13 protein-coding genes are annotated in these 13,026 nt (G+C 65.4%); 3 read left to right on the forward strand and 10 right to left on the reverse strand.

All coding sequences use genetic code 11. The features are described 5' to 3' along the window. Positions 1–12 precede the first annotated feature (12 nt). From C449_RS06620 to C449_RS06660, 9 genes are all read right to left on the reverse strand, one after another. On the reverse strand, positions 13–810 hold the full coding sequence (locus tag C449_RS06620; protein WP_006077205.1) for an IclR family transcriptional regulator: 798 nt from the start codon (positions 808–810) through the stop codon (positions 13–15). A 93-nt stretch (positions 811–903) separates the two neighbouring features. Further along, on the reverse strand, positions 904–2,331 hold the full coding sequence (locus C449_RS06625) for a sodium-dependent transporter (protein ID WP_006077206.1): 1,428 nt from the start codon (positions 2,329–2,331) through the stop codon (positions 904–906). A gap of 169 nt (positions 2,332–2,500) precedes the next feature. After that, positions 2,501–2,998, reverse strand: a complete 498-nt coding sequence (locus C449_RS06630; protein WP_049913956.1) for a VOC family protein — start codon at positions 2,996–2,998, stop codon at positions 2,501–2,503. Between the two features lie 144 nt (positions 2,999–3,142). Next, a complete protein-coding gene (locus tag C449_RS06635; RefSeq protein ID WP_006077208.1) occupies positions 3,143–3,865 on the reverse strand; it encodes an ABC transporter ATP-binding protein in 723 nt (240 codons plus the stop codon). Continuing rightward, a complete protein-coding gene (locus tag C449_RS06640; RefSeq protein ID WP_006077209.1) occupies positions 3,862–4,626 on the reverse strand; it encodes an ABC transporter ATP-binding protein in 765 nt (254 codons plus the stop codon). Before C449_RS06640 ends, C449_RS06635 begins: the two co-directional genes overlap by 4 nt. Further along, positions 4,619–6,607 (reverse strand): ABC transporter permease, encoded by a 1,989-nt coding sequence (locus tag C449_RS06645; RefSeq protein ID WP_006077210.1) that lies wholly within the window; start codon positions 6,605–6,607, stop codon positions 4,619–4,621. Before C449_RS06645 ends, C449_RS06640 begins: the two co-directional genes overlap by 8 nt. 6 nt (positions 6,608–6,613) lie before the next feature. Next, on the reverse strand, positions 6,614–8,005 hold the full coding sequence (locus C449_RS06650; protein ID WP_006077211.1) for an ABC transporter substrate-binding protein: 1,392 nt from the start codon (positions 8,003–8,005) through the stop codon (positions 6,614–6,616). A 244-nt stretch (positions 8,006–8,249) separates the two neighbouring features. Continuing rightward, a complete protein-coding gene (locus C449_RS06655; protein ID WP_006077212.1) occupies positions 8,250–8,633 on the reverse strand; it encodes a PaaI family thioesterase in 384 nt (127 codons plus the stop codon). A 568-nt stretch (positions 8,634–9,201) separates the two neighbouring features. Continuing rightward, a complete protein-coding gene (locus C449_RS06660; RefSeq protein WP_006077213.1) occupies positions 9,202–10,464 on the reverse strand; it encodes an NUDIX domain-containing protein in 1,263 nt (420 codons plus the stop codon). A 71-nt stretch (positions 10,465–10,535) separates the two neighbouring features. Between C449_RS06660 and C449_RS06665 the strand changes: the two genes are divergently transcribed. The 3 genes from C449_RS06665 (at position 10,536) to C449_RS06675 (ending at position 12,842) form a co-directional block, all read left to right on the forward strand. Continuing rightward, positions 10,536–11,033 (forward strand): metallophosphoesterase family protein, encoded by a 498-nt coding sequence (locus C449_RS06665; RefSeq protein ID WP_006077214.1) that lies wholly within the window; start codon positions 10,536–10,538, stop codon positions 11,031–11,033. Positions 11,034–11,119: 86 nt separating this feature from the next. Further along, a complete protein-coding gene (locus C449_RS06670; RefSeq protein WP_006077215.1) occupies positions 11,120–11,875 on the forward strand; it encodes a coenzyme F420-0:L-glutamate ligase in 756 nt (251 codons plus the stop codon). Then, positions 11,862–12,842: a 5,10-methylenetetrahydromethanopterin reductase gene (locus tag C449_RS06675; RefSeq protein ID WP_006077216.1), complete on the forward strand. Its 981-nt coding sequence runs from the start codon at positions 11,862–11,864 to the stop codon at positions 12,840–12,842. Before C449_RS06670 ends, C449_RS06675 begins: the two co-directional genes overlap by 14 nt. On the opposite strand, the gene C449_RS06680 is transcribed toward C449_RS06675, so the two are convergent. Next, complete coding sequence (locus C449_RS06680; RefSeq protein ID WP_006077217.1) at positions 12,796–13,017, reverse strand: hypothetical protein; 222 nt, start codon at positions 13,015–13,017, stop codon at positions 12,796–12,798. The two genes, C449_RS06675 and C449_RS06680, sit on opposite strands and share 47 nt — an antisense overlap. Positions 13,018–13,026 lie beyond the last annotated feature (9 nt).

Below are 13,026 nucleotides of genomic sequence, written 5' to 3' on the forward strand. Positions count from 1 at the left end.
GGATCGCGGGGACTATCCGGGCTGACCGCCCTCTCCGTTCGAGGCGTACCGGAGGTGGATGTGGATCTCGTCGATCGCGGCGAGCAGCTTGTCGGGCAGCTCTTCTCGAAGAAGGTCGCCTTTCACCCGGTTCGCCGGACCGGAGATGCTGATCGCCCCGACCGGATAGCCGTCGGCGTCGCGGATCGGCGCGCCGACTGCGTTCAGTCCGGTGATCGACTCGCCGCGGTTGAACGCGTAGCCGCGCTCACTGATCCCGTCGAGTTCGCCGAGCAGTTCGTCACGTTCGGTGATCGTGTGCTCGGTCTGTTCGGGGAGGCCACAGTGATCGAGAACGTCCCGAAGTTCCGCATCGGGAAGCTGTGAGAGGATCGCCTTCCCGGCGGCGAGCTGGTGAAGATACCGTCGTTGGCCGACCTGTGCGGAGGTTTCGAGCGGGTTGTCGCCGTAGGACTTGTAGAGGTGGACGCTGAAACGGCCGTCCTTCGCAACCAGCCAGACCTTTTCGTCGGTCTCGTCCGCCAGCCGATCGACCAGCGGGCGGGCGGCATGATAGAAGTCGATCCGGTCGCGCGCGCGCATCCCGAAATCGAGCAGTCGGAGCCCGAGATGGTAGTTGCCCTCCGCACGACGGACGAGATCGTTGTCCTCGAGCGTCAGGAGGTGACGGTGGATGGTGCTCCGGGCCATCTCGAGTTCGTCGGCGAGCCCGGCGAGACTCACCCCTCCGTTGGCCTTCAGAAGTTCGAGGATCCGGATAGAGGTCTCGGTGGTGGTTACCGGACGATTCGACCGTTCGTTGCCGGACATACCCGGAGATATGTCGGTCCCTGTATTGGGTTTTGTGGACCACGACGGGACGATACACCCGAACCGCAGTCGCGGAACGAGGAGGTAATGGCGTCAGTCGGCCGCTTCAGCCGTCCCGGTTCGACCGCTTCCCTCGACCCAGCGCACCACGCCGACGAACGGAATTCCGGTGAGAAGCGCGAGTCCCGCGATCGCCATCGTCGAAAGCGAGATCCCGGCGAAGTCGACGATCGACGAGTAAAACGAAAACAGGAGGAAGAGTGGGAACACCGTCCCGATCGCGTACCGCCACGGGGTGGCGAGCGCCCGCGCGATCGACCCCGCACCCTTCCTGAACTCCGCCACGGCCTCGTCGCCGAGCACCCACGCGGCGTAGATCATGAACCCGATCAGGCCGAGCGTCATGAGCTGGCTCACGAGCGGACCGGCGACGAACGCGAATATTCCCCCGTTGAACGCGTTGATCGCGCCGGTTCCGAGGACGAGCACGAACAGTCCGAGGGTGACTGGCGTGCGGTCGTACCCGTACTCGTCGACGACGTACGACACCGGGATTTCGAGCATGCTGATCGAACTCGACAGCGCCGCGAACAGCACGACGAGGAAGAACGTCGCGCCGATGAACCGCCCCGCCGGGAGATCGGCGAACGCCCCAGCGATACTCACGAACAGCGCACCCGTCCCACCGCCGGTCGGGCCGCCGACGACCGAGAACAGCAGCGGGAACACTACGAGACCGGCGAGTACACCGATTCCGAGGTTCAAGATCGCGATGATCGAGCCGTCGGCAGGGAGCGAGCGATCCTCACCGAGATACGACGCGTAGGTCAACATCGTCCCGCCGCCGATCGAGAGCGTGAACAGCGCCTGACCGGCTGCCGCACCGAGCACCGCCACGAAGTTGTCGGCGAGATACCCGCCATTGAACGAGAGGAAGAACTCGTAGCCCGCAGCCGCGTTCGGCTGCTGGAACGCCCACACTGCGAGCCCGGCCAGCAACACCACGACCGCGGGCATCATGACCTTCGTGGTGGCCTCGATCCCCTTGCGGATGCCGGCGACGACGACCAGTGCGGTCAGGACGAGGAAAGCGACCTGAAAGCCGAACGCCTGAAGGCCGAAGTCGATACTACCGAAGTGGGCTTCGGGTTGGGCGAAGTACGCGCCAGTGAAACTCTCGAGGAAGTACCGGAGCACCCAGCCGCCGACGACGCTGTAAAAGGAAACCAGCACGAGCGAGGTCACGATACAGAGCCCGCCGAGCACGGTCCAGCCACGGCCACCTCGGAGCGACTCGAACGCGCCGACGGGGTTTCGGTTCGCGCGCCGGCCGATTACGAACGCTGCGAGGAGGCCGGGGACGCCGACGCCGAGCACGATGAACAGATACGTGACCAGAAACGCGCTCCCGCCGTTTTCGGCCGTCATCCACGGAAATCGCCAGATGTTACCGAGTCCCACAGCGCTGCCGACTGCCGCGAGAATGAAGCCGGCCCGCGTTGCCCAGGTGTCGCGTGTCATGTTGCCCCAAGGGAGAGGGACTGTCATCAAAAGCTTTCCCGTTTCTCGGTGCGGCCGAGACCGTGCTCGTCGCCAGCAACGCCGTGGCGGCGGTCTTCGGTCTTCGGTCGTCGGTCGGTTACTCGTCTGCGGGACAGGATGGAACAACTAGAGCTGACAGCCCGACCGTTCACTCCTCGGCCGAGTCGAACGCCGGCCACGCTTCCTCGACCCGGTGGCCGCCGACGAACGAGTGGTCGGGATCGTAGCGCTCCTCGTAGGTGTCGTGGTACTCCATCAGCTGGAAAAGTGTGCCGGTGGGGTTGTGCGGCGAGACGAACAACTCGGTGTACACTTCGTGTTCGGCCCGATCGACCACGGTGACGCCGGCATCGGTCAGCGACGCGGCCACGGCGTCGATGTCGGCGACCTCGCAGGTGACGTGGTGGAGGCCGGGTCCGTTTCTGTCGAGGAACTCGTCGAGAAAGCTCCCCGCCACGAGCGGCGTGATGAGTTCGAGCCGCGAGGCATCGCCGAGAACGTAGCCGACCCACCGGAACTCCCCATCTGGACCGGTGTCGTCGACGTACTTCTCAGCGCCGAGTGCATGGAGGACGGTCTCGGCCGTTTCGAACTCCTCGACCGCGATCCCGACGTGATCGATCCGGATCGGAGTCTCGTGAGTCATCGATTCGCCCACCTTTCCTCGTTCGCGCACTTCGTGGTGTCGCTCGCGACTCGGAACCGGCCGGCCGGATCGTGCGACGGTTCGTCCGTGTGAATTCGTGGTTCGGTCGTCATTGGTGGTGGCTCATTACCGCGTGTCGGTGGACTATTCGATCGCACCAACGCCGAGGTGGCGATCGAGGAGTTCGTCGTCGTCCCGCACCGCTGCGGCGGGGCCGCTGTGGACGATCTCGCCCTGTGCGAGGATGTGCGCGTGATCCGCGACGTCGAGCGCGACCGGGATGTTCTGCTCGACCAGCAGGACGGTGATCCCGTCGTCGTTGAGTTCTCTGATGATGTCCTCGATCTCTCGAACGATGAACGGTGCGAGTCCCTCGGTGGGTTCGTCGAGCAGCAGGAGGTCGGGATCGGCGACGAGCGCCCGCGCGATCGCGAGCATCTGCTGCTCACCGCCCGAAAGCACCGAGCCGTAACTCCCCTCGCGCTCCCGGAGGTTCTCGAACCGGTCGAGTACCTCATCGACTGTAGGACCGTCCGCCGCGGAAACGCCGTGCTGCCCCATCTCGATGTTCTCCCGCACCGTAAGTCCGGGGAACACCCGCCGATCCTCCGGCACGAACGTGATCCCTTTCCGGACTGTCTTCTCCGTGGCGAGGCCGGTGACGTCCTCGCCATCGAAGGTAATCCGGCCGCTCGTCGGCGTGAGGTTGCCGACGATCGTCCGGAGCGTCGTTGTCTTGCCGACCCCGTTGCGACCCACCAGCGCGACCACCGAGCCGCGGTCGACGTCGAAGCTCACGCCCTGGAGCACCTCGGTCAGGCCATAGCCTGCGTGGACGTCCTCGACCGAGAGCAGCGGGTCGCTCACTGGCGCATACCCCCGAGGTACGCGTCACGTACGTCGTCGTCCTCGGCGATATCGGTCGGCGATCCCTCCGCGAGCACCTCGCCGCGGGTGAGGACTGTAATTCGATCCGAGACCCGCATCACGAGGTCGATGTCGTGTTCGATCAGGAGCAGACTCCGATCGGCGAGCACGTCCTCGATCAGGTCCATCGTCGCCCGGGTCTCCTCGCTGCTCATCCCGGCGGTGGGTTCGTCGAGGAGCACGAGTTCGGGATCGGTCGCGAGCACGATCCCGATTTCGAGACGGCGCTGATCGCCGTACGCGAGCGTCTCGGCGCGCTCGTCGGCGTGGCTCGCGAGCCCGATCCGATCGAGCACCTCGTCGGTGCGCGCCGAAACGTCCCCAAAGGAGTCCTTGTCGCGGAACATCGCGTCGCGGCCGGAGATATCGTCGCCGAAGATCGACTGGGCGGCGAGCCGGACGTTCTCCCTGACTGCGAGACCGCCGAAGACGTTCGTGATCTGGAACGACCGGCCGACCCCGCGGCGGACCCGCTCGTGGGAGGGGACGTCGGTGATGTCCTCGCCCCGGAACCACACCGTCCCCTCCGTGGCCGAGAGCGCGCCGGTGATGCAGTTGAACAGGGTGGTCTTGCCCGCCCCGTTCGGTCCGATGACGCTTCGGAACTCGCCGGCCTCGACCGCAAGATCGACGTGATCGACCGCGGTCAGCTCGCCGAAGCGCTTCGTGAGCCCGTCGGTTTCGAGCACGGCGTCAGTCATCTGGGCTCGCCTCCGTGTCGTCGAGCCCGGCGGGCGGATCGCCCTCCCGCGAATCCTGTCGCCATTGCGCCACAAGCGATGGGACCGACACGAGGCCCCGGGGCACGAACAGCACGAACAGCACGAACACCGCCCCGATCACCATGCGCCACTGCTCGGTGTAGGTCGCCAGAATGTCCTCCGCACCGATGAACACCCCGGCACCGATCATCGGCCCGAACAGGGTTCCCATCCCGCCGAGCAGCGTCATCACGATGACCTCGCCGGAGTTGATCCAGTAGAGCGTCTGGCCTGGCGAGATCACGAACGTGTCGGGGTTCACCGCGAGCAGCCCGCCGGCGAGCCCCGCGAGCGCGCCGCTGATGACGAACGCCCGGCGCTTGTACTTCGTGACGTCGTACCCGATGAACTCCGTGCGCTCCTCGCTCTCGCTGATCGACTGGAGCACGCTGCCGAACGGCGCGTTCATGAACCGCCGCGCGAACAGCAGCGAGGCGACCGCGAGGACGAGCGCGAGATAGTAAAACACCGCCGCCGGCGTGATCGTGAGCCCCGCGAGCGTGAACTCGACTTCGGAGATCGGAGCCCCGACTCCGCCGACCCCGAGGAACGCGTCGAACCCGAGCAGTCCGTCGCTCCCGCCGGTCCAGTCGAGCTTGAACACCGCGTTGTAGAACAACTGGGCGAACGCGAGCGTGATCATCGCGAAGTACACTCCCGACACCCGGATCGAGAGGTTGCCGACTACCCACGCCACGACCGCACAGACCGCCATCGCGCCGACGAGCGCGACGAGAAAGGAGGGCGCGAGGTGGAGCAAGACGAGCGCCGCGACGTACGCGCCGATGCCGTAGAACATGGTGTGGCCGAGCGAGACGAGTCCAGCATAGCCCATCACGAAGTCGAGGCTCAGTGCAAAGATCGCCCAGATGAACATCTCGTTCAGCAGCGCCACGTAGTAGTCGTTGCCGGTCGCCAGCAGCACGATCGGGGCCACCGCGAGCAGCCCCACCACCGCGGCCCCGAGCCGTTCGCGGGTGTCCCGGGCGAACACCCCACCATGCGCCCCGATCAGGAGCTCGCCCTCGTCGGACTCGGTGGTCTGCCACTCGGGGTTGCCGAACAGTCCCTGAGGCTTCAGGAGGAGCACGCCGATCATCAACAGAAAGACCGTCAATCCTTCGAGGACAGGAATATAGGTTCGGGTCAGCGTCTGGACGACACCGACGAGGAGCCCGCCGAAGACTGCCCCCCGGAAGCTTCCGAGGCCGCCGAGCACCACGATGATGAACGCGGGGATGATGACGCTGTTGCCCATCCCGGGGTTGACGTTCTGATAGCCGCCGAGCACGATCCCGCCGACCGCGGCGAGCGCGGCCCCGAACCCGAAGACGAGGGTGTAGTACCGATCGATGTCGATCCCGAGGTTCCGCACCATCTCGCGGTCCTGCGAGCCCGCCCGGACGATCGTCCCATACGTGGTTCGATTGAGAACGAGCCACGTCCCGATCGCGAGCACGGCACCGACGGCGATCATGAAGTAGCTGTACAGCGAGAGCCGGACGCCGAAGACGGCGATCGCCTGGTTCAGGAGGTCGGGCACGATGAGCTGGTGCTGGGAGGTGCCCCAGACGAGCTGAATGAGGTCGCTGATGATGAGCACGAGCCCGAACGTCAGCAGGATGTGATACAGCGGGTCCCGGCCGTACAGCGGCCGGACGGTGAAGCGCTCGATGGCCGCGCCGATCACGCCGACGAGCAGGGGCGCGACCACGAGCGCGACCCAGAACCCGGTCGCGCCGAGGGGAGCCACGATGCTGAGCGCGAAGTACGCCCCCAGCGCGAACAGCTCGCCGTGTGAGAAGTTGATGACGTCCATCACGCCGAAGATGATCGACAGCCCCGCCGCCAGCAGGACGTACACCATTCCGAGGGTGACACCGTTCGCGAGCTGTTCGACGAAGGCGGATACTGCTACCATGAGGGCTTAGTTCAGGCTGCAGCCGAGCTCCGAGGCCGGCGGCAGCGCCTCCTCGCCCTCGGTCTTGTCGATGAGTTCCACGTCGGCCATGTCGCCGTCGCCCTCGACCAGCTCGCTCATCCACGTCGGGTTGGTGGCCTGGTGATCGGATTCCCTGAGCGTAACGTCGCCCAGCACGGTCGTGAAAGTCCCGCCAGAGAGGGCGTCTCTGACGTCGGCCGGGTCCGTGCTACCGGCCTCCTGGATGCCGCGGGCGATGAGTCGGACGGAGTCGTAGCCGACCCGGGCGAAGTTGCCAGGCGGTCCGTCGTTCGCATTCTGGAACGCCTCGACGAACTGCTGGTTGTCGCCGAGATCGATCGACGGATCGTACCGTACGCCACCGTACGTCCCGATAGCGTTGCTGCCGGTCGCGGCGCGCACGCTCTGGAAGCTCATCGTCGGCCCGACGAGGTTCACTTGGTCGGTGAGCCCCTGATCCGCGGCCTGGTTCACGAAGTTGACGAGGTCGCCGCCGGTCATGCCGAGTACCACCACTTCGGCGTTCGAGTTGGAGATCTGGCTGATGAACGACCCGAAGTTCGACGAGCCGAGCTGGGAGCGCGTGAGATCGACCTCTTGATAGCTGTCGTTCGCCGACTGCATCCGGGAGCTGACGCGGTTGTACACCGACTCGCCGTAGGCGTAGTCCGCGATGTGGAACCAGACGTTCGTGCCGAGGTTGTTGACTGAGTACCCCGAGATCGCTTCGGCGATCTGGGCGGTGTTGGTCTCACAGCGGAACACCCACTCGTTGCAGTTCTCGCCGGTGATCGGGACGGCGGCCCCGCCCGGGAAGTAAATGAGCTCCTCGCTCGCGGCGAACTCGTTGAGCGAGAGCGCGACCGAACTGCTGATTGCGCCGAAGAGATACTCGGCACCCTCCTCCTGGACGAGCCGTTGGGCACTCCCCTGAGCGGCGCTCGTCGCGGTTTCGGTGTCCGCGTACACCGGATCGATCTCGACACCGAACTGATCGCTCTCGTTGATCTGCTCGACCGCCAGCTCCGCCCCGCTGCGCTGGCCCGGTCCGAGCGAGCTGTACGCACCCGATATCGGGTTCAGGATGCCGACAGTCACGCTTCCGAGATCCGCCGACCCGCCGCCACCCGAGCCACTCTCGTTGCCGCCGGTCCCGTTCCCGCCGGTGTCGCCGCTGGTGTTGCCATCACCGGAGCCGTCGCTACCGTTGCCGCCTGCCGAGCCACCACTCCCATCGCCGCCGCCCGAATCGCCGCCAGATTGGCCGCTGTCGTTCGAGCCGTTCCCGCCACCGCCCCCGCTACACCCGGCGAGTCCCGTGAGTCCCGCTGCACCGGCGAGCGCAAGGAAACGGCGGCGTGAGCTAGCGCTTCTCATAGACGGTGATTTCGACTCCTTGTCCTTGTCTTGCATAGTCACACCGCGGACTGACCCGCACTCCGCAATAAAACCTTCGACTACTATGATCACAGACTGATAGTAAGGGACCACTGCGTCGGCGCGATCGAGAGGCCGCTACCGTACTCTGATTGGGGTGTAGGTTTGATACAGGAAAATTCTGTCGAAAATACTGCCATATGTGGCCGAAATAAGTGTCGGCCGTGACCGAGACGGAGCTGCGCTATCCGGTTTTATATACACCGCGAACGTCGGCCACCGGCGTTCCATCCTCCGCCGTCACGGCCACGTCCACCACACCAACGTCGCCACCCTCGCGAACGACGTCCGCCTCGGCGTGGAGGTCGCCGGTACCCGCTTCGAGGTAGTCGATCCGCATGTCGATCGTCGGCACAGGTTGATCGACGAGCGAGACCAGCGCCGCACCGCCGACCGTGTCGGCGAGCGTGAACGTGACGCCGCCGTGGGCCATCATTCGGTCTTGGTTCCACGACAGCTCCTCGCGCATCGCGATGTGGCCTTCGGCGTGACCGTCCGCTGCCTCGGTCACTTCGACGCCGAGCAGATCGGCGAACGGCATGCCCTCGAAGAATGCCTCGATATCCATCTCGAATCGCCCGTTCGTCGCTCGGCTATTAAAGAATACCGGAGACCGGCCCGGCCGTTTCGGCGTCCCGATCGTGCGTAGTGTCTTCGAGAAGGGCGGTCACCGAGCCGGTTATATCTGAGTACCATCGGAAAGTTTCGAAACTGTTCACTCATCAAATGTCCTCCTGTCGATCTCGTTCCGGGAATTCTACAGTTCCCGATCAGTATCGGGTCGTGACGGATATTCAACACCGATCAATCCACGATAGCGGCCCGGAGATGGAATGATTCCGAATCGCTTGAGCGGACGATCACGATCGCGATCGAAATGAGACTGTTTCAGCGCGAACACGATCGTCAAATTGTTTCGGCCGATATTTCGGACATTATATCGACCGAGAGTACCGATTGAGCGATTTCTCCAGTCACGGTGCTAATCGTTCGACCATGTGATGAGAAACTATGGGTTCACAACCATCCAAACACAGCTCGGGCAATTTTTTCTATTTCGACAGTCACCGTACCGGGTGCCCTCGATTCCGTATCGTCGCAACCTCTGTGACGGTCCCGCTTTCTGCCGGCTGGACTCACGACCACGCCGTGAGTTCGCGCAGTTCCGCCGCCGTCTCGGCGATATCGTCTCGTTCGAGTTGGCCATGCTCGGTGACGATGGTCACGTGTTCAGCCGGCGTTCGATCGAACGTCGGGTTCGCCACAGCGAGATCGGCGTCGCCGTCGTAGACCTGGTCCCGATCGCCGTCGCCGAACTCGGGCTCCGACTCGGGGTCAGGATCGATCTTGTCGCTCGCGGCGACCACGCACACCGGTACGTTCTCGTGGGCGGCGGCGACAGCGACGGCCCGCGTTCCGATCTTGTTGAGAACGCTTCCATCGGCGAACACAGTGTCCGCACCGGCGACCACGGCGTCGACCGCACGTTCGGCGAGGAGGTGGGCGGCCGCCGCGTCGATCGCGAGCGTCACAGGACAGTCGTCCGCGAGGGCTTCCGCGACGCCGACCCCTTCGCGTGCGGGTCGCGACTCGCAGACAAGCACTTCCTCGACCGTTGCTTGGCGGAGCGTATCGAGCACTGTCCCCGAACGCGAGAGCGTCAGCACCGTGCCGTCGAGCCGCGCGGCCGCCTCGCGTACGGTCGCCTCGTCAGCCTCGAACGCGCGGTCGATCCCCGCAGTTGCGGCGCGCTCGATCACTCCGGGAGTTCGGTCGTCGCTCGACGTGGCCATCGTGCGGTTGATCCGGTTCGCGACGACCGTCATGCTCGGTCGCGCCGTGCGGAGATCCTCGGCGAGAGTCTCCAGATCGCTCCAGTCGCCGTTCTCGTCCTCACCGGCAGCCGACGTCGCGAGCACGCCAGCACGGTCCCGGAGCACTTCGAGGGCGCGCACCGAGAGCCACGCCGATCCGTGATCGGTATCCGTTTCGATCGTTTCGACCGTCGGCGCGACGCGCTCGTAGGACGTCCAGAGGTCGGGGACGGTCTCGCGCTGCCGGATCTCGGTCGGTGAGGCCCATTCGATGTCGGTCGTCTCGTCGTTCGCCTCGACCTCGCGTGACTCGCAGTCGAACAAGTACGGATGGACGATCCACCGTGTATCGAGGTCGTCGTCCGTCACTTCGAACGGGTCGCCCGCGCGGACGAGCGAGACGGCATCGTCGAGCCCCGTTTCCTCCTCGATCTCCTCGCGTGCGGCCCCGTCGGGATCGCCTTCGGCGTGGCCCGCGACCGCACCCCACCGACCGGTATACGAGCCGACCTCGTCGCTCCGGTGGAGCAGGAGGACCTCGCCGCGATTACGGAGGAAACAGGTGACGACGGCGGTTTCGTCCATGAACTTGCTACTGCGCGTTCGGTCTTGAACGTGGCGCGAGGACTTTGATCCCGGGGCTCGAACGGGAGTGCATGGTACGGATCGCGATCATCGGCGACACCCACATCCCCTCGCGCGCGGACCGAATTCCGAAGTGGATCAGGGAGGAAGTCGAGGCGGCCGACCACACCATCCACGTCGGTGATTTCGACGCCGCCGACACACTTGCGGAGGTACGCGACTTCGCTGGCGGGGAGCTGACCGCCGTGACCGGGAACATGGACCCACGGCTCGATCTCCCCTCGGTGACGACGGTCGAGCGCGGCGGCGTCGAATTCGTCGTCACCCACGGCACCGGCGACATCGAGGGCTACGAGGAGCGCGTGGCTGGCGTCGTCAGCGAGGAAGCGAGCGACGGGCCGACGGTCGGCGTGTCTGGTCACACTCACCAGATGCTCGACGCCGAGACCGACGGCGTCCGTCTGCTGAATCCGGGCAGCGCGACCGGGGCTGAACCGGCCGAAACCGCGACGATGATGACTGCCGAGACCGCTGACGGTGACATCGACGTGACGATCCACGAGGGGTGACACTGCTGTCGGACCGTCGGTTCGACGAATTCGGCGAAGCGACGGCGACCCGAAGTACGGAAGTGTCCCCCCACCGGAGGCCGGTCATGAACGTCTCTCCCGTTCCCGGTCTCCCCGAGATACGCGAGGGCGACGACCTCGCTGCGTTGATCGCCGAACGCGCGGACCTCGATTCCGCCGACGTGGTCTGTGTGGCGAGCACGGTGGTATCGAAGGCCGAGGGCCGGGCACACGATCTCGACGCGTTCCCGGCGGGGCCGCGTGCGACCGAGATCGCCGACCGGCTCGCCGAGATCACGGGCGAGGAGAAGGACCCTCGGTTCGCCCAGGCGGTGCTGGAGGAGAGCACCGATCTCCTGATCGAGGCCCCGTTTCTGTTGACCGAGACTCGGTTCGGTCACGTCGGTGTCAACGCTGGAATCGATCGTTCGAACGTCCCTGGAAGCGATATTCTCCTCCTGCCGGAGCGCCCGGACGAGAGCGCCCGCCGGCTCCACGCTTCGCTCGGCGTGCCGGTGGTCGTGACTGACACCTGTGGGCGACCGTTCCGTCACGGTCAGCGCGGGGTCGCAATCGGACGGGCGGGCCTGCCGGCGAGCCACGACTGGCGTGGTGAGCACGACCGCGACGGCCGCGAACTCGGCGTCACGGTAGAGTCGATCGTTGACGAACTCGCTGCAGCGGCGAATCTCGTGCTCGGCGAGGGAGGCGGCGGCGAGCCGGTGGCCGTGGTTAACGGGTTCGAACTCGATGGGTTCGAGGGAAGCGACGAGCTGTTTCGGGACGTCGAGACCGACTTCGTTCGCCAGGCGCTCCGGGAGTGGTCGTATGCGCGCGATTGAACTCACGCCCGAACACCCGACCGAGCGCCTCGTCGAGTTGGGTCTCGAAGCTGACCGGGCGGGGTTCGACACGGTGTTCGCGAGCCACCACTACAACAACCGCGACCCGTTCGCCGCACTCGCGGTGCTCGCAGAGCGCACGGACGAAATCCGTCTCGGCCCCGGTGTCACGAACCCCTACGAGACCCACCCGGTGACGCTCGCCTCGCGAGTGGCGACTCTCGACGAACTGGCGGATGGTCGCGCGGTGTTCGGCGTCGGGCCTGGCGATCCATCGACGCTCAGAAACCTCGGTCTCGAAGACGAACGTGGGCTCCGATCGGTGCTCGAATCCTTTCAGGTTGCCCGCCGACTCTGGGACGGCGAGCGCGTCGATCACGACGGCACGTTCGTCGCGCGTGACGCGGGCCTGAACTACGCGGTCGGCGAGATTCCGGTCTACGTCGGCGGCGAGGGTCCGGGGATGTGCCGGATGGCCGCGAAACACGCCGACGGACTCCTCTACAATGGCTCGCATCCAGACGATCTCGCGTGGGCCGCCGAACGGGTCGCCGAAGGACTCGATGACCGCCCGGCCGAACGTGGAGAGTTCGACCTCGCGGCGTACGCAAGCGTCAGCATCGCCGAGGACGCCACGGCGGCTCGCGAGGCTGCCCGTCCACCGGTGGCGTTCATCGCTGCGGGCGCACCGCCGCCCGTCGTCGAGCGTCACGGACTCGACGCCGACCGTGCGGACACGATCGGCGACGCGCTTGCGGCGGGCGAGTTCAGCATCGCGTTCGATCGAGTGAGCGACGCGATGATCGACGCGTTCTGTATCGCCGGCGAGCCTGACACAGTCGAGTCACGGCTCCGCGCGGTCTTAGAATACGCTGACAGCGTCGTGATCGGTGCGCCGCTCGGTCCCGATCCCGATGAAGCTATTCGCCTTGCTGGGGCGGCGTGCGACCGAAGTTTTCCGGGATGATCCCCGAGACGAGCGCGCCGGCGGCGAGATAGCCGAACACGCCGACCGAAAACAGCACGAAGAGTGCACCGAAAAGCAGCAGGATCGCCGACAGCGGATCGCCAAGGGCGACCTGTGAAAACTTGTCCACGAGTTCGGGGATGTTGCCGAGCAATCGTGTGACGATGTTCGCCATACACCCCAT

The sequence above is a fragment of the Halococcus saccharolyticus DSM 5350 genome, from assembly GCF_000336915.1.
Taxonomy (GTDB): Archaea; Halobacteriota; Halobacteria; order Halobacteriales; family Halococcaceae; genus Halococcus; species Halococcus saccharolyticus.